This is a genomic window from Pantoea sp. Acro-807, assembly GCF_011752675.1.
GTDB classification, from domain to species: Bacteria; Pseudomonadota; Gammaproteobacteria; order Enterobacterales; family Enterobacteriaceae; genus Pantoea; species Pantoea eucrina.
The window spans coordinates 392,795-414,954 of sequence record NZ_VWXE01000004.1; the positions used below are offsets into that span (position 1 = coordinate 392,795).

Below are 22,160 nucleotides of genomic sequence, written 5' to 3' on the forward strand. Positions count from 1 at the left end.
CTGGCACCCGACCTGCGTCAGGCCAGGACATCATTCAGGTCAAAAAACCGTGCGGAGTGACGCCCAGCACTGAACGAAAGGCTGCCGTAAACGCAGCCGGGCAGGAGAATCCGAGCTGATAAGCGACCTGTTTAACAGGCGTACCCGCTGAGAGCAGATCCAGCGAGATACAGATCCGCGCCCGCTGCTTCCAGTTTCTGAAGCTGAACCCGGTATCACGGATAAAAAGCCGGGAGAAGGTACGCTCTGACATCGTCGCCAGATCCGCCATGTCGCTCATTGACGTTGCCCAGCGCTGGTTTACCAGCAGCTCGGTGGCGACCCGGGACAGGCGCTCGTCCTGCGGCATGGGCAGTTCGGTCATTTGATGCTCTGCTTCACTGAGGATTTCCATTAACAACAGCGCCATTGTCCGCTGGCTGCCCGCCTGGTAGCCGGTGCTGAACAGTCCGGCTATCAGCTCTTTAACCAGAGGCGTCGCTGTGATGACGTGGACGGCGTCACTTTTGGTAAAGCGGCTGCATGCATCAATAAGACTGCGGCTGAAATAGAGCGTGCGGAGTTCGGTATGTGAAAGCAGGCTGTAGCTATGTTCCTGAAGCGCCGGGAGCCAGAGCGCCCGCTGCGGGGGAATTACCCAGTGTTTATCGCCCGTCTCAACCAGCATCACTCCCTGAGTTGCATACAGCAGCTGTCCCTCAACGTGGTAATGAGGCGGATCGATATCTCCCCGCTGGCAGCGTTTGGCAAGCGCAGACCATTCGATTGTCTTATCGTCTCCTGGCTTTTTATCTATATTGTCTGGCATTTCAGATTAAAGCCCTGCATGTATGATTATCCGTCTGGGCATCCTGACTGGCTAAACGCCGCTATTACGGCAAACTGTAGCAAAAACCAGACAATTAAAACCGACTTACCTTCACCCGCAAAGAGACATGACTATGGCTTCACACTCTACAGAATCTGAACCTTCTCCGGCGATCCCTGCCGCGGAAACAGCCAGTCCCGCTCAGGGGTTCCTGGTCAGTATCGTAGGCGCTACCGCGCTCGCGCACGGCTGTAATGATATGATTCAGGCCGTACTGCCTTCAATCTATCCCATGCTTAAGGCGAACTTTACGCTTACCTACGCGCAGATTGGCCTGATTTCTCTCGTCTATCAGATAACGGCGTCCCTGCTTCAGCCCTGGGTCGGGCTTTACACGGATAAACACCCCAGACCCTTTCTGCTGCCTGCGGGCATGGGCGTCACCTTGCTGGGGATCGGGCTGCTCGCGGTTGCCGGCAATTTTTTAGTCATTTTAGTTGCCGCTGCGCTGATTGGCGTTGGATCGTCCGTCTTTCATCCGGAAGCCTCGCGCATCGCCCGCATGGCGTCGGGAGGGCGGTTTGGCACCGCGCAGTCCGCTTTTCAGGTTGGCGGAAATGCGGGATCGGCGTTTGGCCCTCTGCTGGCCGCGCTGCTGATTATTCCTCATGGCCAGCTCTCTGTTGCCTGGCTAATGCTGTGTGCGCTGGTCGCGATTGTAATTCTGACCCGGCTTAGCCAGTGGTCTGCCCGCCACGGTCAGGCGCACATGAAGCGCCACGGCAGCACCCCACTGCAGACGTTTTCCAGAGCAAAAGTTTTTCAGGCGCTGGCTGTGGTCAGCGTTCTGATGTTCGCGAAATTTACTTATATCGCTTCGCTGAGTAACTATTTTACGTTTTATCTCGTCCACCGCTTCAGCATGCCGCTGGAGCACGCGCAGTTCTGCCTGTTTGCGTTTCTGGCGGCAGTGGCGGTCGGGACGTTTGCCGGCGGACCTATAGGCGATCGCATCGGTCGTAAGGCGGTGGTCTGGATCTCGTTCTTAGGCGTTATTCCGTTTTCACTGTTACTGCCACACGTTGGCCTGGTCTGGACCATTGTGTTCACCATCTTTATCGGCCTGATCCTCTCTTCAGCTTTCTCTGCGCTGGTGGTTTACGCTCAGGAAATTGTCCCGGGTCGTGCAGGGATGGTCGCCGGGATCATGTTTGGTACCATGTTTGGCGTCAGCGGGCTCGCCGCCGCCGGTCTTGGCAAGATGGCAGATATATACGGTATTGAGTGGGTTTATGGCCTGTGCGCTTTTCTGCCGCTGCTGGGCTTCGCTACGCTGTTTATGCCAGATACAAAACAACGCCGGTAAACATAATCCCGGTATATCGTTTAACACATAACGTGGTTGCGGCAAGGTGTATCTTCGGGTTTGTCAGAAAAGCCCGAAGATATATCAAAAGAGGAAGCGCTGAATTAACCCGCCGTAGAATTAAAACATTGTATTACCGTTGGCCGACTGCTCCGGTACATTCTGAATAATATCCCAGTGCTCTACTATTTTTCCTTCGCTGACCCGAAATATGTCAAGCACAGCCTGACCGCGATCGTGATTGTTATTGACCGAATGAACCTGCAACCATACCAGGTCGCCATCGACAGCGCTGCGTACAATGCGTGCATGCGACTGCGGATTGTCCCTGAAAAAACCGGTAAAATAGTCGACGAACGGTGCTTTCCCGTCCGGGACTTCCGGGTTGTGCTGACGGTAATTATCAGCCACGACTTTGGCTGCTTCCCTGGTCTCATGACGATTAAAAAACCGATCATAAAAATCTATTACCAGCCTGCGGTTTGCTTCTTCATCTGTACGTTCGGCTTCTGTCTGAGCCGACAGGGCAGAACCGGCCATAAGCATTCCGGTAATAAATACCACGGCCTGAATACGTTTCTTCATTATTGATCTCCTGTCAAAAACTCTTCTGGATGAATTGATATATAAAGGTGGTCACAAAAATAGACCGTAGAACAAATTCAGGTTACCTTGCTTTCTGGCCCTCAACAAGAGGTCACAATTTTCTTACCTGGTCACAGAAAAGTGACTGACAAATACGAGGCAATATCAAAAAATGGGAAATGAAAATGATGATGAAATTATCACTCAATACGGGCAGCTCTGTCCGATACGCGATGTGCTGGATCAGATAGGGGATCAGTGGAGTTTACTTATTCTCGAAGCGCTGGCAGAACGTACAATACGGTTTAATGAGCTGAATCGGGAAATTGAAGATATTTCACGGCAAATGCTTTCCCGAACGCTAAAACGTCTCGAAACAGATGGTTATATCAGCCGGACAGTATATGCAGAAATTCCTCCCCGCGTTGAGTATGCGCTGACGAACCTCGGAAGATCTTTTCTGGTACCGATGCAACAGCTTATTTACTGGGCAGAACAAAACCACGCCAGTATCTGTCGATCCCGAAAAATGCACCGGCAGCGTAAGGTATAGCACGAGGCATACCTGTTTGCGACCTCAGGTATATCTGTATGCTGAACAGGATCTGTGTCGGGAGGAAACCCTGGCAACACAATGCTGGCAGGGAAGGTCTGCCGCATGAATCCTGAGCGCCCGATGGAGCGTCATTTCCGGCCGCTGTCATGCCCTGTTGTTGTAACGGCTCCTGGCTGTTGAACGCGCGTATGACTTTGCCTGGTACTGTTCCCCAGACAAGCAGCCGGCAATTTATCTACAGAGCACTGCGGCCACATCATCCAGTTCACGATCGTAACTTGCACGCTCAGCTGCACTCAGAAAACCTTGTTTCTGTACTAACCTGTCAGTATCACGCCGCACGACCTCAACACGCTGCCAGAGTTTATCGGCGCGCAACTGAGTCAGAACACGCGCTTTGCGGGCAGTACCGATATCTGCCTGCAGGATATTAGCGCGTACAGAGATATGAGCCTGCAGCGGGTCGGACATTGATCCTCCCGTTTCGCCTGTAATCTGACGCTGTACGTTGACATTGCAGCCAGGATAATCAGGTGCGGTCAGGGCAGCATCCGATATGAATGGAATGAAGAGCAGAGACATAACCAGCGTTTTCATCAGTACCTCTGATAATAAAAAGCGTTCAGCCTGCCGCATGCTTTTAACGCTGGCACGCTGAATTTAAGACTGTTTAAAGCTAACGGAATAATTCAAAACGGCTTAACAAGAGAATTACATTTCCTTTATTCTGAGAAAAGCGAGCAGTCTGGCCATGCCGGGACTAAGCGATTGCGGCGTTTTATAACAAATGCAGATCCGCCGCTGCGCCCACGGGTCGGTGAGAGGCACTATGCGGTAAAGGAATTTGCTACTGAAACGTTCAGCAGTCAATAAAGGAAGAACGCCTGCGCCGATACCGTTACTGACCATTTCGCACATTCCCTCAAAATCGCTCATTCTGATGCGATAGTTCAGTGAGTGGCCAGACGCTCTGGCATGTCCGCTGATATGATCCTGCAACGCATTTCCGGGGTATAAACCAATAAAAGCCTCATCATAGACGTCGGCGAGACAGACATGCTTTCTCGAACCAAGCGCATGAGAGGATGGAACAATCAGAACAAGATTGTCATCTGCTACGGGTTCAAGCGTGAGGTTGCGCGCATCAACCGCATCTGAGACGAGGCCTGCTTCAGCGGTGCCATTATGTATGCTGTTAATGGTATCTGCGCTGCTCCGCTCTCCCAGCTCAATAGTCACATCCGGATATTCTGCCAGCCATCGCGCAAGCCTGCCGGGCAGAAACCCGGTCATGGCTGAGGTGTTGGCATACAACCCTATTTTTCCGGTTACGCCAGTAATGTAAGCGCCCAGCTCAGCTTTCAGCTTCTCCTGGCGGAAGAGTAGCTCACGTGCATGACAGATCAGGATTTCGCCAGCCTCAGTAAGAATGATCCCTCTCGGATGGCGGGTAAACAGCTTTGCCCCGATATCGGCTTCTATGGATCTGAGTCTTTCACTGGCTGAGCCGATTGCCAGGCAGGCATGCCGCGCCCCCTGGGTAATACTGCCTGCATCAGCAATGGAGACGACAAGTTTCAGGTCAGAAAAATCCAGCTTCATAGTGACCTCATTTTCAGCCTTCGGATTATCCGAAGCATGATGCGCTTAAACCAGATTGTCCACCGATCGCCGGGATGGTTGAATCACTGCAATCATCAGGCGGGGCGGTTTTATGAGCGAACAACTTTATCTCACTTTTTTTATCATTTTTATACTCGCCGGCTTTGTTAAAGGCGTAACCGGAATGGGCTTACCAACGGTGGCTATGGGATTACTTGGCCTGCTTATGTCTCCGCCAGCCGCAGCGGCTCTGCTGGTTATTCCTTCTTTTGTCACCAATGTGCTGCAGCTCTTTACCGGCCCTTCAGCGCTGCCGATTATCCGCCGTCTGTGGCTGATGATGCTGCTTAGTTTAACGGGCACAATCGCAGCTTCTTCGCTGCTTGTCAGCGTTGATCCCATCTGGTCAGCCTGTGGTCTGGGCGGGATGTTAATTATCTATGCTCTCTTTGCACTGGCTTCACCTGCTTTTGCGGTTTCACTGACCACGGAGAAATGGCTGTCACCCATTATTGGTGGCATAACCGGCGTGATTACCGGCGCAACAGGCGTATTTGTTATGCCGGCCGTGCCATTTCTTCAGTCGCTTCACTTTAGTAAAGATGAGCTTATCCAGGCGCTGGGCCTCTCATTCACCGTTTCGACGATAGGGCTCTCTGCAGGGCTTTATTTGCACAGCTCCTTTACAACGGAGCAGCTCTCACTCTCATTGACGTCCGTATTACCTGCGCTGGCGGGTATGTGGCTGGGACAGCAACTGCGGATGCATATCAGCGCGCGGCTTTTCAGACGCTGTTTTCTCCTGCTCCTGATGGTGTTGGGAGCAGAGCTTATCTCCCGTTCCCTGGTCTGATTTACCACAAAGCAGACCCCATCAATATGATGACAACGCGCCGGCTATTTGCAGCATCCTCGTCACATTCACCCGGCAGGGACTTAAGGTAAACGGCTCTGATAGCTATCCATTTTTAAACGTCACCGGTTTGTCATTGCAGTTGCACATCAGCATGCGCGCATTGCAGCAGAGGAGGGCGAGTTTTGATAATAAACTAAATGACAATCAATATCATTTGCATTTACTATAGCGAGTGCATGACCTGTGTCTGGCATATATATGCACTTTCTGAATGGCATATAAGGCTGGTAAGTCAAAAGCATTAACTATAATAAATGAGGTATTTAATTGTCTTTCAAAGAGATTTCTACTATTCGCGCCATTGCCATGCCAGGCATGACCAAAACGTTTTGTTATTCACTATTAACGCTCGCTATTATCGAAGCCGTGACTCTTCAAAGCGCGTTTGCAGCAGAGAGCGATCTTCGCAACGAGCAGTCGCTGGTGGTCACCGCTGATACCAGTGATGACAGCACATCTGATCCCGCACGCGCTTATACCGTTCCGGCCACGCGCGCCGGAACCAAACTGAATCTGACTCAGCGTGATATACCGCAGTCGGTCAGCGTGCTGACCCGGCAGCGTATTAAAGATCAGAACCTGCAAAACCTGGGCGATGCGCTGGCGAACGTGACCGGTATTTCGGCGTCACAGAATGACTCCGAGCGCGTGGATTTTTATTCCCGTGGCTTCTACATCAACAACTACACCTACGATGATATTCCTTCCACGCAGACCGGCGCGTGGAACTTTGGTGAAACCGACAGTGACTCCGCGATCTATGAGCGTATCGATATCGTACGCGGCTCCACCGGATTAATGACCGGCACCGGCAATCCGGGGGCTGCGATAAACATGATCCGCAAGAAAGCTGACAGCAAAACCTTTGCCGGCGATCTCTCCGCAAGTTACGGGAGCTGGGACAATCAGCGCTATGTAGCCGACCTCTCCGGACCGCTGAATGATTCCGGCACGCTGCGCGGCCGCGTGGTGACAGGGTATCAGGATCAGGATAGCTGGGTTGACCGCTACCATAAGCGTAAGAAGTTTCTGTATGCCACCGTGGCGGCAGATCTCACCGACAACACCACTCTGGAACTGGGGTATGACTATCAGTCACGCAATACTGATGGCCCGACCTGGGGCGGCCTGCCTCTCTGGTACAGCAACGGTAGCAAAATTCACTACGATCGGTCAGATAACCCTTCTGCCGACTGGACCCACTACAACATTCTGTCCCGTAAGGTCTTTGCAAACCTGACGACGAACTTTGATAACGGCTGGCAGGTGCGGGTGAACGGCACGCATACCGAATCCGATTTTGACAGCAAGCTGCTCTACATGACGGGATATCCGGACCAGACCACCGGTATATTTAACAGCAATGGTTACGGTTATGCGGGATGGTATAAGGGGCTTCGCACCCAGACGGCGGTAGACGCTTATGCAACCGGGCCGTTTGAAATGTTTGGTCGTCAACATCAGCTGGTGGCAGGGGTGGATTACAGCCGCCAGCGCAACCGCTATCTCTACTCAACGTCCATTCTCTCCCCTGCGGAAATTGGTGACTGGAACAGCTGGAGTGGCGATGTGGCTGAGCCCGACTGGCCAGCATGGGCGCTCTCTTCTGAAGATACCATCCGGCAGAAGGCGGGCTATGCTGCAGCGCGATTCTCGCTGACCGATCCGCTCTCGCTGATCGCAGGCGCACGCTACACTCAGTACAGCGCGCACGGCACCCTGGCGGATACGGAAAAGAATAACATCACGCCTTACGGCGGCCTGGTTTATGACATCAATGAAAATTACTCTGCTTTCGCCAGCTATACCTCCATTTTCCAGCCGCAGACGTATCGTGACCAGCAGGGAAATTACCTGAAGCCCGTTACGGGTAAGGATTACGAAGCGGGCATCAAAGGCGACTGGGATAACGGCGATATTACGGCGAGCCTGTCGGTGTTCCGTATTGAGCAGGAGAATCTCGGACAGGTACAGAGCAACAGATACGTAAACAATAGTAGTGAAAACGCCTATAAATCGTCCAAAGGCGTGGTCAGCCGCGGCGTGGACTTTGAGATCAATGGTGCGGTCACAGACAACCTGAAGTTAACGTTTGGTGCCACACGCTATGTGGCTAAGGATGCGGACGGCGATCGCACTAATCCTTATATGCCGCAGACAAGCCTGAAACTGTTCACCAGCTACACTCTGCCAATGCTGTCTGACCTGACCGTCGGCGGGGGAATTAACTGGCAGAATCGCACCTATAAGGAAGCGATTAATCCTGCCGGCGAGACTGAACGTGTCTATCAGGGAAGCTATCCGCTGGTCAACCTGTTTGCACGCTATCAGGTTACCCGCGAACTCTCTGTGCAGGGTAACGTTAAAAACCTGTTTGATCGTGAATATAACACCAACCCGGCGGGCGGTGTGGCGTTCAACGAGCCGGCAAATTATTCAGTCAGCTTTAATTACAGCTTCTGATTTCGGCTGGCCCTGCCGGGGCCAGCTTTTCGCATCATCACGCCTGTCTCAGACGTCATGCGTTTCGCCTGCCGCAGATGAGATCCTGCGCACCCGCCGCGTTAAATCACAAAGCCGCAACGATCGCCGGCTCCATCTTTTCCGGTGAGGTGATGGGGGCAAAACGTTTTAACGGCTGGCCGTCGCGTCCGACGAGAAACTTCGTAAAGTTCCACTTGATTCGCCTGCCCGCGAGGCCAGGTAATTCCGTCTTAAGATAATCAAACAGCGGATGTGCTGCGGCTCCGTTAACCTCGGTTTTTTCAAACATCGGGAAGCTTACCCCGTAGTTAATATGGCACGTCTGCGCAATCTCACTGGCAGTGCCGGGCTCCTGCTTGCCAAACTGGTTGCAGGGGAAACCGAGTATCACCAGCCCCTGTGCCGCGTACTTCTGCCAGAGCGCTTCAAGGCCCGCATACTGGCGCGTAAACCCGCAGTGGCTGGCGGTATTCACCACCAGAACCAGTTTACCGGCGTAGTCAGACATTGAAACCGGCTCACCCTGCAGGCGGGTTGCGGAGAATTGGTAAAAAACGGTCATGCGGGTGGCCTCAGATCTCAACAGATTCTGCGATGATATCATCAACATCCTGCAGGGTTTACCGCTGTTAATGATAATCAGACGCCGCAACAGTAAAACAGGCATACTTCAGGTGCATTGTTGCACGAGGTGAGTGAATGGACAGGATCACAGCGCTTATCGTCTTTGCAGAGACGGCAAAGCGAGGCAGCATAACGGCGGCGGCAGAGCATCTGGGCCTGTCGCGGGCTATGGCATCACGCTACATTGCGCTGATGGAGGAGTGGACAGGTTCGCGTTTGCTGCACCGCACGACACGCAAACTCAGCCTGACCGTCGCCGGCGAGCAGGCACTGCTGCTGTGTCAGGAGATCAGGACGCTCGTCGACGGACTTACCGCGATGGGGCCGGGGATCACTGCCGTACCGAGAGGTAAACTGAAAGTCACCGCTGACGCCCTGCTGGCCGAGTGCTGCCTGACGGGCATGCTGATCGATTTTCTGCAAATCTACCCGGAAATAGAGGTTAATCTGCAGGTTACAGGCAGGTCGCTTGATCTGGCAGAAGAGGGGATCGATCTGGCTATCCGCATCGCCGCCACACTCGCCCCGGCGCTTTACGCGCGTCACCTTGGATACTGCTCCTCAGTGCTGTGCGCCAGCAAAGCCTATCTGGATAAACAGGGCACCCCCGGCAGCCTGCGCGAGCTGCAGGATCATAACTGTCTGACCTATAGCTGTTTTGGTCATGCGTGGCGGTTTCATCATGAAAATGAAGTCATCGACCTGCCCGTAACAGGCAGTATCAGCACCAATGAAGCAGCGATTTTGCTGAAAGCGGTAAAAATGGGGGGCGGAATGGCTGTGCTCCCGCTGTTTGCCGTGCAGGAGGAGATTGCAGCGGGCAGGTTAGTCAGGCTGCTGCCGGAATATGAACCCGATCGGCTGGCGGTCAGTGCAGTCTATCTCACGCAGAAAAAGATGCCGCAGGCGCAGCGCGTATTGATCGACTATCTGGTCAAGCACCTCAGGCTGCCCTGAGGTGCGTCTCTGCGCTTCGACCATTAATAACCCACGGTAAAGCGCTGGTTAGCGTGCGCCGGGGTTTCAATCTCATCAGCCATCGCAATGGCGTAATCTTCAAACGAAATGCTGCTACCCTGCTCATTGGTCAGCAGCGTATCTTTCCCCAGGCGAAATTTACCGGTGCGTTCGCCCGCCGTGAACAGGGCGGATGGCGAAAGAAAGGTCCAGGTAAGGTCATGCTGTGCACGCAGTTTTTCCAGAAAGCGCACGCCCGCCTCAGCTTCCGTTTTGTACATTTCCGGGAAGGTGGGGGTATCGATCACTTTTACGCCTGGCGCAACTTCCAGGCTGCCTGCGCCGCCAACAACGTAATAGCGTTTTACACCTGACGCTTTTACCGCGTCGACCAGTTTATCGGGATCGCTGGCGCTGAAGTGTACTGAGCTGATCACGGCATCGTGCCCGGCCAGCACCTCTGCCAGCGCCTGCGGATCGTTGATATCACCCGCGGCCGGAATAACGCCTTCAGCTGGCGAAATCTTATCCGCATTGCGCGCAATAGCCGTTACTGTATGGCCGCGTGCAGTCAGTTCGTGAAGAATGCGGGAACCCGCCTGTCCGGATGCGCCAATCAATGCAATTTTCATTTTGCTGCTCCTGAGTTTTATCGGGCCTCTGAGGCCGTTGCTGATAACACACACTCTATCTGTACGCTGCAAAGTGATAAACAGCACTCCAGGAGACAAACTGTTGCATAAAATGAGCGAATCACCTGTTTATGCTTAAGCCGGGGCAGGGCGTTGCGGGCGATTAAACGAGAGTGTGAAATATCTGAAATTATCGAATCTGGTGACGATGTCTCAGGATAGTGATGCTGACGCCGCATAATTTGGTCAGCCGTTGCCAGCCGGGTTGAGGTCTGTCAGCTATGATTGTTTCACCGGTTTGAAAAGGGAGAAATAGCATGAAATGTCCGGCATGTGGCTCAGAAGCTTTTGTTTACGACACGCGAGATGTACCGCTCAATACAGGTAATCCTGATGACATCGTACCCGATGTTAAAGGCAGCCATTGCATGGCCTGCGCCCAGGTGATTATGGATAAGGCTGAGGCTGATTCATATCTGGAAAAGGTTAATGCGCTGGAAGCTGCGGCAGCTGATACAAAGTGACAGAAGAGCCCGCACGCTGCGGGCGCTTCATGCCTTACAATCCTGTCAGCGTAATATGCTTTTTTATTGTCAGCGCTTTATAGAGGGCTGCAGCCAGGCCGCAGGGTTCAATTACGATAGTGCCAGCCAGCTTCTGTTCAGACGTCGTACTAAATGATTTGATGCGCAGCAGAGTATTAATCCCATTCACGCGCTCCAGCTCTAGCACAGCCAGCACCCGATGCTGCATTTCGCTTACCTCCGCCACTATTACGCTGACGCTGGGTGCCACGCTGTTATAGATGATGTGGCAGCGTACGCCGTTCAGATTAACGGTATCAATGATCTCATGATACAACGGCATGACTTCTTTGGTGCAGGGTACGGACGCAGCAAACATAACAGATCCCTCTAACGTGGAATTTTATTGTGCAGCCAGCATAGGCTATCTCTCCGGTGCGTAAAGGTACTGTTTTTGCAGGCAAAAAAAGCGTGCAGGCGTGATGATCACAAACGTTATCGCCGCCTTCATATTAGAGTGGTACTGATAAAAAGCGAAGCGTGGTGGCTTTATCGGGGATTAGTGCAAATTTGACTTAAAAAAACCCGCGCAGGGCGGGCAAATTATTCCAGAAATTACCATCTTCGTACGCGCGTGCATCGCATGTGCAGTGCGCACTCAACAGATTACAGTCTTAGTCTTAAGCTAACTTTAAGATTATTCTTTGCCCGAAACGATCGTGACTTTTATTGCGGCTCGTTTCTGAACGTTTCAGATATCAACGCAGAAGTGACGTAACCGCATCGCTCTGCCGCCATTGCCCGCCGTCGCGGGCAGGCGCCAGAGGAGATGAACAGGGCGCTCATCCGATCGCTGCAGAAACGGTTGCGCCGGTTTGCTCCCGTATTATGAAAAGGCGAATGCCGGTGCTGCGGCTGAGTCGCCGGTCGCTGCCGGGGCGGTTTCAGGCTCGGCGGTGAGAATAAATTTCGCCGCCAGCTGGCTGAGCATCTCTGCCTGATCCTGCAGGGACTGCGAGGCGGCAGAAGCCTGCTCCACCAGCGCGGCGTTCTGCTGCGTTACGTCATCCATCTGATTGACGGCCTGCTGAACCTGCATTATGCCCTGACTCTGCTCAACGGCGGCGGCGGCAATCTCGCCCATCAGAGCGCTGACCTGATGAATGGCATCATTCATTATCTGCATATTCTGGCTGACGTGGCTGGCCTGTGCGGCCCCGGCTTCAGTCAGGCGATGTGCGTTTTCAATCAGCACTTTAATTTCCCGTGCCGCAGACGTTGAACGCTGCGACAGGTTCCGCACTTCACCGGCAACAACGGCAAAGCCTTTGCCGTGTTCGCCGGCGCGAGCGGCTTCGACAGCAGCGTTCAGCGCCAGAATATTGGTCTGAAAAGCGATCCCTTCTATCAGCGAGACAATCTCGGTGACGCTGCGTGAGCTGCTGCGGATATCACCCATGGTGGTGAGCAGGGTAGTGAGTGACTGGCTACTCTGTTCCGACAGCGTACTGGCATGTTCTGCCAGACTGCTGGCCTGACGGGTATTATCAGCCGTCTGGCGTACGGTTTCGCCCAGCTCGGTCATGCTGGCAGCGGTCTGCTCCAGCGAAGCCGCCTGCTCTTCTGAACGTGCCGAGAGATCCTGATTACCGGCGCTGATTTCTGCCGCTGCTCCGCTGACCGAACGGGACGCGTGCTGCACCGCCGACAGCGAGGTGGCCACGTTACCTATCAGCGTGTTGAATGCCTGAGCCATATTACCCACCTCATCGCGGCGCGTAGCGTCAGCATTCAGAGTCAGATCGAGATTATCACTGGCGCGCAGCATGACCTGACCGGCGTGGCTCAGGCTGCGACGAATGCGCAGCACTGTCAGGGTCGCGAAGATACCAAAAACAACGACCGTCGCGACCACGCCGGCGATGGTGGCCCACAGGACATTATGGAATGTTGCGCGGTTGGCAGCGCGCAGCGTATTGCTGATAGTGATGTTCAGTTCCAGCTGCTGCTGATAGCCGCGGATAAGCTCCCGGATAGCGGCGCCGATCCCCTGTTCGCCTTCAATCAACGCCAGACTGACCGCGTTTTGATGCTGACGGGAGGCGCTGAGAAATGCCGGAAGGTGGTCGTTAACGCGTTGCAGGCTGGCGTAGGCGACTTCAGTAAGGCGCTTATCCTCCTCGCTCGATATCTCATGCGCGAGATAATAATCGGTATGCGTTTTCAGCAGCCCGAGCTGTTGATGAATGCTGCTTTCCACTACCGGGAGCGCGCGCTCATCAGGCTGAGACTGATGCTTATAGAGCAGCAGCGCCAGCTGATTGCTCTGATCCACCAGCTCACTGAGATCTTTTATTGAAGGGATGGCATTGTCCTGTACGAATTCAAAGCGCTCCTGAAAGCCTGAGAGCAGGGAGATAGCCAGAAGAGCCTGTAGAATAATCGCGCCGAACAGCATAGAAAACGTGAGCAGCAGGCGTTGCGAGATGGTCATATTATTATCCTTAATAGCGTTACACCCCGGCGCAAAGGCACACAAAAAGCAGGGTCGATGGAGGTTCATCGGCAGCAGGATAAAATAGTTAAGGATTTTTTCGTGACGGCGTTAACAGTTAGTGCATCAGGCGGGTAAAAATGCGGAGCCGGCGATCGGCTCCGCGGGGGAATGGGTTACGGACGGCGGAACAGCGCCAGGCTGCGCCCTTCCAGTTCGAAATCCTGCTCCTGAGTGATGACCAGGCCCTCATTGGCGGTCTCTGACGTGGTCAGCTCCAGCACCCAGCCGCCTTCACCAAACTGCGGAATGCGGAACGGCACATTGCCTTCAAACGGGTTAAACAGCATCAGCACGTCGTGCCAGATGCCTTCTTCCGGCTGCAGATCGGGACGGCCAATATAGACGCCCAGCGTGGAGCCTTCTTCCCACTGCTCCGACTGCTGGAAACCACCGCCGGCGTTAAACCATTTGATGTCCATGCCGTCGCGCCAGCTTTCGCGGCGTAGCAGCGGCTGTTTAGCACGCAGGGCAATGACGCGTTTGGTAAATTCACGCAGCGCGTCAGCCGACGGCGGCAGGTTTTCCCAGTGGAGCCAGGAGATATCACTATCCTGACAGTAGCCATTGTTATTGCCCATCTGGCTGCGACCAAACTCATCGCCTGCAAGCAGCATCGGCGTACCGTGGGAGAAGAGCAGCGTGGCGAGGAAGTTGCGTTTCTGACGTTCGCGCACGGCGATAATTCCCTCATCTTCGGTTGCGCCTTCAGCACCGTAGTTATATGAGCGGTTATCGTTATGACCGTCGTTGTTATCCTCGCCGTTATCGTCGTTGTGTTTCTCGTTGTAGGAAACCAGGTCATTCAGCGTGAACCCGTCATGGGCGGTAATAAAGTTGACGCTGGCCCACGGACGACGACCGCGCTGATCGTAGAGATCGCCGGAACCGAGCAGGCGCGCGGCGAAGTCCGTCGAGACGTTGTCACCTTTCCAGTATTCACGAACCGTATCGCGATATTTATCGTTCCACTCCGCCCAGCCCGGCGGGAAGCCACCAACCTGATAGCCGCCAGGGCCGATATCCCACGGCTCACCAATCAGCTTGAGTTTAGACAGCACCGGATCCTGCGTTACCGCGTCAAAGAAACCGCCGCGCTGATCGAAGCCCTCCGGCTCACGGCCGAGGATGGTGCCGAGATCGAAGCGGAAGCCATCAATATGCATCGATTCTGCCCAGTAGCGCAGCGAATCAGTCACCAGCTGCAGTACCCGCGGATGCGAGGTATTTACCGTGTTTCCGGTACCGGTGTCATTGATATAGTAACGATGCTGGTCCGGCAGGGTGCGATAGTAAGAGAAGTTATCGATACCCTTAAAGGAGAGCGTCGGGCCAAGCTCGTTACCTTCAGCGGTATGGTTGTAGACCACATCGAGGATCACTTCGATGCCGGCATCATGGAAGCTGCGCACCATATCGCGAAAGCCCTGAATGCCGCGCGGACCAAAATAACGTGTAGCGGGTGCAAAAAACGCCAGCGAATTGTAGCCCCAGAAGTTTTTCAGGCCTCTGTCCAGCAGATGCTGATCGTCCGGGAACCAGTGTACCGGCAGCAGTTCTACTGACGTGATACCCAGGCTTTTGATGTAATCCACCGTGGCTTTATTACCCATGCCATCGTAGGTGCCGCGCATGTTTTCCGGGATTAGCGGGTTGAGCTGTGTGAAGCCCTTAACGTGGGTTTCATAGATCAGCGTCTGAGACCAGGGAATGGAAGGCCGGTTCTGATCCTGCCAGTCAAACTCATTCGGGTTTACCACCCGGCATTTAGGCGTAAACGGACCGCTGTCGCGGCTGTCAAACGTCAGATCTTTATCTTCATGCAACAGTTCGTAAGCAAAATGCGCTTCGTTCCAGTCGATATCGCCCTGCAGTTCCCGCGCATACGGGTCGATCAGCAGTTTATTCGGGTTAAAGCGATGACCGTTTTCCGGATCATAAGGTCCGTGCACGCGATAGCCATACAGCGCACCCGGCTGCAGGCCGGGCACATAGCCGTGCCATACTTCATGCGTATATTCCGGCAGATCAAAGCGGGCAATCTCATGCTGACCGCTCGGATCATACAGGCAGAGTTCAACCCGCTCAGCGTGTGCGGAGAAAAGGGCGAAGTTAACGCCTTCCCCATCAAAGTTAGCGCCGAGCTGATACCCTGTACCAGCCGTAATCTCAACAGGCTTACCGTTTGACATTTAATCCTCTCCATTCAGTGAACAGATATGCAGGCATAACTTCAGTTCCATCAGTCAGGGTTAGCTGCTGAGCAGGACCAGCGGTGCGCTGTAGTTCAGGTTTTCCAGCGCGATGCTGTCGGTGATAGCGTAGGTTTCTCCATTCAGAACGTTTAGCCACTTGCGGTGCGCCAGCGTTTCACTCAGCGCAACCGAGACGTCTGCCCACTGGGCATCAGCAAAGATCAGGCGCGGAGCAATTACAATCAGTGCACCCGTTTCAGACTGACGGGCATAGGCCACCACTTTTTCTGCATGTTCACCGCTGGCGTCCAGCGCCTGATAGTCGCCAAAACGAAAGAGCGCAGCGTGGTCGCGGCGCAGATGAAGCAGGCGCATAACCATCTGCTGTTTCAGGCTGCCGCTCAGCCAGCCCTGCTGACTGGTAAAGTCAGGGAAGGCGTCAGCATCAAGCTGGCTGACCAGAGTTGCAAAATCGGGTTCGCGGCGGTTGTCCGGATCGACCAGGCTGAAATCGAGCGCTTCACAGCCCTGATAGATATCAGGCACGCCGGGTGCGGTAAGTTTGATCACCGTCTGGGTAAAGCTGTTCACCAGTCCGGCGCGAATAAACGGCTGCAGCGCCTGGGAAAAATCAGTGAGAAACGCCACGTTCTCCGCAGAGAACAGATGACGCACGTAATCCAGTACCGCATTTTCATAGGCTTCGTTACTCTCTGCCCAGTCGGTACGCAGCTTCGCTTCGCGCAGCGCCTTTTCCACAAACGGAATAAAGCGTTCGCACAGCGCGTCCAGTCCGGTGCGATCGTCCGGCTGCAGCGTAGCGGGCCAGACGCCAGCCAGCGCCTGATAGAGCATCCACTCAACGGCGGGTTCCGGCGCGGGGCCATCCGCCAGCTCCTGTACGCGCTCCTGATTAAGCTGCTGCCAGCGCGTCACGTTCTCTGCCCACTCATCCGGCGCTTCGCTCAGGGTATAGAGCCGCGCGCGCGCATCCTCTCCGCGTTTGGTATCGTGCGTGGAAGTGCTGGAGATAGCGTCAGGCTGGTGCTGAAGACGGGTCTGCATCTCCTGATGAAAATGTGCCAGTGAGAACGCGTGCGGCAGCGGCTCTGCACCCACTTCATTAATCGCAAGCGCCACGTGATTGCGGAAAAACAGCGTATCTTCAACCGATTTCGCCATCAGCGGTCCGGTCAGCTGCTGGAAACGGGCGCGGAACTCCGCTGCCAGCACTTCACCCTCTTCACTGACTGCACCCAGCAGCAATGCCTGCAGGAAGCTCAGAGCAGCAGGGGACGCGCTATGTTTTACGCTCTCAAGCACGCTGAGCAGACGCTCCTCGCCCGCCAGCGGCATACCCGCTGCCTGACCATAAGTGCGATAGACCGGAAAGGCAATCAGCAGCTCGCGCAGCGCCACATGCAGCTCCGCCTCACCAAAATTGCGGTGCTCCAGTCCGGCAGCATCGGTTGCCAGCGAAAGCAGTCGGCTGAATTCGCCGGCAAAATTACGATCCACCATCAGCTCACGCGCCGCGCGCAGGCCCGCTTCCACATCATTACGCTCACGCGTGGCTGACTCATAGGCGAGACGCAGCGTGTCGATTTTTGTATCGTCAATCAGCACATGCGAGAGCGCCGCAATAAACTCATAGCCGGTTGTACCGGAGACGGGCCACTCTTCCGGCAGCTGTTCACCGTCGGCCAGAATTTTCTCTACGGTGATGTAACACCCTTCACCGGCCGCCGTGCGGAGCTGCTGCAGATAACCCAGCGGATCGGCGAGGCCATCAACGTGATCGACACGCAGGCCGCTGACCGCGCCGCTGCGCACCAGCGACAGGATAAGACGGTGCGAATCCTCAAAGACCACCGGATCTTCGACGCGTACGCCTGCCAGCCCGGTGATCTCAAAAAAGCGGCGATAGGAGAGGGCGCTACGCGCTTCACGCCAGTTCATAAGCTGCCACGGCTGCTCCTCGTGCAGCTGAGTAATGGCGGCGGGGTCCGTCAGCGCCAGCAGTTCTGCTTCACGTCCCTGCCAGCTCGCAGGCGTCAGCGGATAGTAGCTGTCGAAATACGCCAGCGCCGGTTTACCGCTCTGCGGATCGGCTTTAATCGTGATCTCACCTTTTTCCAGTACGCGATCGAAATCGTCACCGAGAAACGGCAGCGTCAGTCTGCGCGACCAGTCGATATCAAAATAGCGCGCATACTGGCTCTCCTGTCCATGCTCAATCACATCACGCCACCAGGCATTCTCCAGTGAAGCCGCCATATGGTTAGGCACAATATCCAGGATCAGCTCCATGCCGGCGGCCTGCAGCGCTGCGCTCAGTCGATCAAAGCCCGCTCTGCCGCCGATAGCCGGATCGATTTCGTTGGCATCGGTGACGTCGTAGCCGTGCGTTGACTCTTTCGTCGCGGTAAAAATGGGTGAAGCATACAGATGGCTGATGCCCAGCTTCTGCAGGTAAGGCACCAGTTCCGTGGCACGATCAAAGGTCATGCCGTTGCGAAACTGAATGCGATAAGTGGAGGTCGGGATAGTCATGCTGCTGCTCCTGGTGCCAGACGGACAATAATGGCGTTCTGCGCGAGTTCATGTTGCTCCTGCGGCCAGGCAAACAGCGTTTCGCCTGGCATATCAGGAAGTGCCTGAGCACTATTGCCCAGATTAAAAGCCATAGAGAGCGTGCCCTGCGGGAAGCGCCACTGCACGGCGACGTAGCCATCACCGGTCGCCAGTACCTGACCGCTGTGACCCCCGGCCGTCGCCAGCAGCGGAACCAGATGCTGCTGACGCAGCGACAGCAGCGTGCGCGTCAGCGCCAGCCAGGCTTTGCCCTCGCAGCTGGTCGTCTTCGCCCAGTCGAGCTTTGAACGCCGGAATGTCTCTTCCGCGTTGGGATCCGGCACCTCATCGTCATGTCCGGCATGGCCGGTAAACTCGCGTGCACGTCCTTCACGCACCGCTTTCGCCAGATCGCCGTGAAAGTCGGTAAAAAACAGAAACGGATTAGTTTCACCATATTCTTCGCCCATAAACAGCAGCGGGATATGCGGTGACAGCAGCAGAGCCGAGTAGAGCACTTTGGTACGCTCCTCTCCGGCCAGCGTGATCAGGCGATCGCCCTGTGCCCGGTTGCCCACCTGATCGTGATTCTGAATAAAATCAACAAACGCCACCGGGGGCTGGCCTGCACTCGGTACGCCGCGCGTCTCACCGCTCTGGGCCGAGACCTCACCCTGATAGGCAAATCCCTCGGTCAGAATACGCGCGACTTTTTTCTCCGGCGCATCGGCAAAATCCTGGTAGTAGGCGTGAGTTTCACCGGTTGCCAGCACATGAATAGCGTTATGGAAATCGTCGTTCCACTCTCCGCTGAAGAGCGGAGTATTGCCCTGTTCATCGCGCGGATGCAGGAAGATCACGTTTCGTGAATCTTCCGTGGTGAGGTGTGCCGGACGGTCCGGGATTTCATGACGAATGCGCTCTGCAATTTCAATCAGCACATGTTTATCTGAGCTGTCTTCAATCTGATCGATAGCGTCAAAACGCAGGCCGTCGAGGCGATACTCTTTCAGCCAGTAGAGCGGCGCCTCAGAGATGTAGCGGCGGGCCGCATCCACATCGTAGGCGATACCGGCCCCCCAGGGGGTCTGGCGCTCTTCATGGAAAAACTGCGGGGCCAGCAGCGGCAGATAGTTGCCTTCAGGACCGAAGTGATTCAGCACAATGTCCAGCACTACGGAGAGGTTAAGCGCATGCGCCGCGTCAACAAACGCTTTGAAATCATCCGGGCTGCCGTAAGCGGTGTGTGGCGCATAGAGCAGGACGCCGTCATAGCCCCAGCCGCGATTACCGCCAAACTGCGACACCGGCAGCACCTCAATCATGGTGATACCCAGCTCAGCCAGCTGCGGCAGTTTTTCAATAGCTGCATGAAAGGTCCCTTCAGGCGTAAAGGTTCCGATATGCAGCTCATACACCACCGTCTCCTGCCATGGACGTCCGCGCCACTCGGTCTGCTGCCAGCGGTAGCTTTGCGGATCGATGACCAGTGACGGACCGTTAACCTCTGCTTTTTGCGCCCGCGAAGCCGGGTCAGGCACCACGCTGCCATCGGCCAGCACGTAGTGATATTCTGCACCTGGCGTCACCCCTGACTGTGACAGGGTAAACCAGCCATCTTTTTCCGCCTGCATAGGATAATCGGTACCGTTCAGGCGCAGGGCTACCTGCTGCTGACCCGGTGCCCAGAGACGAAAACGCACGGTGCCGTCAGCCAGGATTTCAGCACCCCAGGATTTTTCCAACGTTGTGGATTCCATTCTATTGCCTCGTTAAGCCCCGCGCGGGGCAATGGACGACATCAAGCGATTCGCATTTCCGAAATCATTTACTCTATGAAATAAAAGGCTAATCACCCCGGTAATGAAGAAAGGTCTCAGGTAAAGTGCTGAGTACCCTGAAAATCATAGCCTATATTTGGAAATATAAGTCCGGGCGCGCCGTAAAGTCGTTGCAGAAGTAAATTTTCCGATTTGTGCGGCATAACATTTATTTTTTGCCGTCATAGGCTACGGTTATGGTTACGCATGTAAGCGATGCGCCAATAAAGCCAGACGGCTTTCACCGTCAAACAGGAGAGCACTTATGAACGAAGATCGCATCAGTGGAAACTGGAAGCAGTTCAAAGGAAAAGTGAAAGAGAAATGGGGTCAGCTGACTGACGACGATATGGATGTTGCCGACGGCAAACGCGATCAGCTGGTGGGCCGCATTCAGGAACGCTACGGCTACGGTAAAGACCAGGCAGAAAAAGAGCTGAAAGACTGGGAAGATAGCAATAAGTATCACTGGTAAGTCTCAGCTTCCCGGCACGTTCGTGCCGGGATATTTTGTTTCAGCACATCGCCTTTTCCCGCTACGTTTATTCCTCTCCTGCTGCTATTTCTGCGCTGGCACTCATCAGTCGTTATTATAATGGCCGCTTATGGTCGTCTTTATTTAAACTCAGCAGCGCGACAAAACTAATCAGTGCGGTAATCATCACGTACCATGCCGGAATATCCGGATTTCCGGTTTGTTTGATCAGCCCTGAAATAATCAGCCCGGCGCAGCCGGAAAATAACGCGTTTGAGAGGGCATAGGCGAAACCCAGGCCGGTGTACCGCACCCGCGTGGGAAACATCTCTGCCAGCATGGCGGGTCCCGGGCCTGCCAGCATGCCGACCAGCGCACCAGCCACAAAGACCACCAGCGCTTTCATTAACAGTCCGGAAGCAGGATTTTGCAACACCCCAAGCAGCGGAAGGGCGAAGATCAGCAGCATAAAGGTGGCAACCAGCATAATGGTACGCCTGCCGATGCGATCGCTCAGCCAGCCGGCGGGCAGAATAGTGGCGGCAAAACCGAGGTTTGAGATCACGGCAATCAGCAGCGCCTGATTAAAACCGGTATGCAGCGTGGTTTGCAGATAGGTTGGCATAATCACCAGATAGGTGTAGCCCGCCGCTGACCAGACCATCAGGCGGCTGATGGCAAGTGCAATGGCGCGCAATGTGGCGGTGAAAGAAGCGCGTTCCGGCGCCGGAGCCTGCCGCGCAGCGTTAAACTGCGGCGACTCATCCAGCCCGGCCCGCAGCCAGAGTGCAGCGCCTCCCAGCGGCAGCGCCAGCAAAAACGGCAGTCGCCATCCCCAGGCGAACATCGCCTCTTCACCGATAAGCAGCGGGATCAGCGCGACGGTCGCCGCACCGGCCAGCAGGCCGCACGCCACCGTTAGCGACTGCCACGCACCATACAGGCCCCGTTTGCCTGGCGGGGCGGCTTCCGTCATCAGCGACACCGCGCCGCCATACTCGCCACCGGCAAACAGGCCCTGCAGAATACGCAACAGCGTCAGCATTAACGGTGCGGCAAGACCGATAGCCGCATAGTCCGGCACCAGCCCGATAGCAGCCGTCACCAGCGTCATCATGATCAATACGCCGATAAGCACCGGTTTACGTCCGTGACGATCGCCCAGCCGGCCAAAAATAATCGCGCCGAGCGGACGGAAAAAGAACGCCACGGCGAAGGCGGCCCAGGTCAGGATGATACTGGTGCCGGCACGCTCATCCGGCAGCTGGAAAAAGTGACTGGCAATAATCGGGGCCATAAAGCCATAAACGGCAAATTCATACCATTCGATAAAATTGCCAACCGAACCGGCGACGATAATACGTCGATGCGCTGGCATCATCTGAGCAGGCATAGCCTATCCTTATAGACAGAAGCGTAGAGAAGAGAGCTGTAAAGCGGCATTAAGGCATAGATTTCAATGCGGTGTCTGTGAGGCGCACGCAATTG

The 22,160-nt window shown here is 54.8% G+C and carries 19 protein-coding genes; 7 read left to right on the forward strand and 12 right to left on the reverse strand.

The features are described from left to right. Positions 1–34: 34 nt before the first annotated feature. Positions 35–808, reverse strand: a complete 774-nt coding sequence (locus F3J39_RS12600; RefSeq protein WP_166714259.1) for a helix-turn-helix transcriptional regulator — start codon at positions 806–808, stop codon at positions 35–37. 133 nt (positions 809–941) lie between these two features. Here F3J39_RS12600 and F3J39_RS12605 point away from each other — a divergent pair, with 133 nt between their 5' ends. Beyond that, complete coding sequence (locus F3J39_RS12605) at positions 942–2,174, forward strand: MFS transporter (RefSeq protein ID WP_166714260.1); 1,233 nt, start codon at positions 942–944, stop codon at positions 2,172–2,174. 120 nt (positions 2,175–2,294) lie between these two features. Here F3J39_RS12605 and F3J39_RS12610 read toward each other — a convergent pair whose 3' ends face one another. Beyond that, positions 2,295–2,759, reverse strand: coding sequence for an ester cyclase (locus F3J39_RS12610; protein WP_108569756.1), 465 nt, complete (start codon positions 2,757–2,759; stop codon positions 2,295–2,297). A gap of 172 nt (positions 2,760–2,931) precedes the next feature. On the opposite strand from F3J39_RS12610, the gene F3J39_RS12615 reads away from it, so the two are divergent. After that, positions 2,932–3,312: a helix-turn-helix domain-containing protein gene (locus F3J39_RS12615; protein WP_166714261.1), complete on the forward strand. Its 381-nt coding sequence runs from the start codon at positions 2,932–2,934 to the stop codon at positions 3,310–3,312. Between the two features lie 234 nt (positions 3,313–3,546). Here F3J39_RS12615 and F3J39_RS12620 read toward each other — a convergent pair whose 3' ends face one another. Next, positions 3,547–3,786, reverse strand: coding sequence for a hypothetical protein (locus F3J39_RS12620; RefSeq protein WP_233499571.1), 240 nt, complete (start codon positions 3,784–3,786; stop codon positions 3,547–3,549). A gap of 240 nt (positions 3,787–4,026) precedes the next feature. After that, positions 4,027–4,917 (reverse strand): LysR family transcriptional regulator, encoded by an 891-nt coding sequence (locus tag F3J39_RS12625; protein WP_166714263.1) that lies wholly within the window; start codon positions 4,915–4,917, stop codon positions 4,027–4,029. A gap of 112 nt (positions 4,918–5,029) precedes the next feature. On the opposite strand from F3J39_RS12625, the gene F3J39_RS12630 reads away from it, so the two are divergent. Together F3J39_RS12630 and fhuE are read left to right on the forward strand one after the other, a co-directional pair. Then, on the forward strand, positions 5,030–5,770 hold the full coding sequence (locus F3J39_RS12630) for a sulfite exporter TauE/SafE family protein (protein WP_166714264.1): 741 nt from the start codon (positions 5,030–5,032) through the stop codon (positions 5,768–5,770). A gap of 369 nt (positions 5,771–6,139) precedes the next feature. Continuing rightward, complete coding sequence (gene fhuE / locus F3J39_RS12635; RefSeq protein ID WP_166714285.1) at positions 6,140–8,296, forward strand: ferric-rhodotorulic acid/ferric-coprogen receptor FhuE; 2,157 nt, start codon at positions 6,140–6,142, stop codon at positions 8,294–8,296. Positions 8,297–8,402: 106 nt separating this feature from the next. On the opposite strand, the gene F3J39_RS12640 is transcribed toward fhuE, so the two are convergent. Further along, positions 8,403–8,879, reverse strand: coding sequence for a glutathione peroxidase (locus tag F3J39_RS12640; protein ID WP_166714265.1), 477 nt, complete (start codon positions 8,877–8,879; stop codon positions 8,403–8,405). Positions 8,880–9,016: 137 nt separating this feature from the next. Here F3J39_RS12640 and F3J39_RS12645 point away from each other — a divergent pair, with 137 nt between their 5' ends. Further along, complete coding sequence (locus tag F3J39_RS12645; RefSeq protein WP_071668289.1) at positions 9,017–9,898, forward strand: LysR family transcriptional regulator; 882 nt, start codon at positions 9,017–9,019, stop codon at positions 9,896–9,898. Positions 9,899–9,921: 23 nt separating this feature from the next. On the opposite strand, the gene F3J39_RS12650 is transcribed toward F3J39_RS12645, so the two are convergent. After that, positions 9,922–10,530: an NAD(P)-dependent oxidoreductase gene (locus tag F3J39_RS12650; RefSeq protein ID WP_071668290.1), complete on the reverse strand. Its 609-nt coding sequence runs from the start codon at positions 10,528–10,530 to the stop codon at positions 9,922–9,924. A gap of 317 nt (positions 10,531–10,847) precedes the next feature. Between F3J39_RS12650 and F3J39_RS12655 the strand changes: the two genes are divergently transcribed. Then, positions 10,848–11,054: a type II toxin-antitoxin system MqsA family antitoxin gene (locus F3J39_RS12655; protein ID WP_071668291.1), complete on the forward strand. Its 207-nt coding sequence runs from the start codon at positions 10,848–10,850 to the stop codon at positions 11,052–11,054. A gap of 34 nt (positions 11,055–11,088) precedes the next feature. On the opposite strand, the gene F3J39_RS12660 is transcribed toward F3J39_RS12655, so the two are convergent. The 5 genes from F3J39_RS12660 to treZ all read right to left on the reverse strand — a co-directional run bounded on the left by F3J39_RS12660 (position 11,089) and on the right by treZ (position 20,137). Next, positions 11,089–11,433, reverse strand: coding sequence for a hypothetical protein (locus F3J39_RS12660; RefSeq protein WP_166714266.1), 345 nt, complete (start codon positions 11,431–11,433; stop codon positions 11,089–11,091). 507 nt (positions 11,434–11,940) lie between these two features. Further along, complete coding sequence (locus F3J39_RS12665) at positions 11,941–13,548, reverse strand: methyl-accepting chemotaxis protein (protein WP_108569749.1); 1,608 nt, start codon at positions 13,546–13,548, stop codon at positions 11,941–11,943. Between the two features lie 176 nt (positions 13,549–13,724). Next, positions 13,725–15,800 (reverse strand): glycogen debranching protein GlgX, encoded by a 2,076-nt coding sequence (gene glgX, locus F3J39_RS12670; protein ID WP_104085693.1) that lies wholly within the window; start codon positions 15,798–15,800, stop codon positions 13,725–13,727. A gap of 60 nt (positions 15,801–15,860) precedes the next feature. Further along, a complete protein-coding gene (treY, locus tag F3J39_RS12675; RefSeq protein ID WP_166714267.1) occupies positions 15,861–18,356 on the reverse strand; it encodes a malto-oligosyltrehalose synthase in 2,496 nt (831 codons plus the stop codon). Next, positions 18,353–20,137, reverse strand: a complete 1,785-nt coding sequence (gene treZ, locus F3J39_RS12680; protein WP_166714268.1) for a malto-oligosyltrehalose trehalohydrolase — start codon at positions 20,135–20,137, stop codon at positions 18,353–18,355. The genes treY and treZ overlap by 4 nt, the downstream gene beginning before the upstream one ends. A gap of 325 nt (positions 20,138–20,462) precedes the next feature. On the opposite strand from treZ, the gene F3J39_RS12685 reads away from it, so the two are divergent. After that, entirely contained in the window at positions 20,463–20,672 is a 210-nt protein-coding gene (locus F3J39_RS12685) for a CsbD family protein (protein WP_040113843.1), read from the forward strand. Between the two features lie 115 nt (positions 20,673–20,787). Here F3J39_RS12685 and F3J39_RS12690 read toward each other — a convergent pair whose 3' ends face one another. Beyond that, positions 20,788–22,065 carry an MFS transporter gene (locus tag F3J39_RS12690; RefSeq protein ID WP_166714269.1) on the reverse strand — a complete coding sequence of 426 codons (1,278 nt, stop codon included), beginning with the start codon at positions 22,063–22,065 and terminating at the stop codon, positions 20,788–20,790. Between the last annotated feature and the right edge of the window lie 95 nt (positions 22,066–22,160).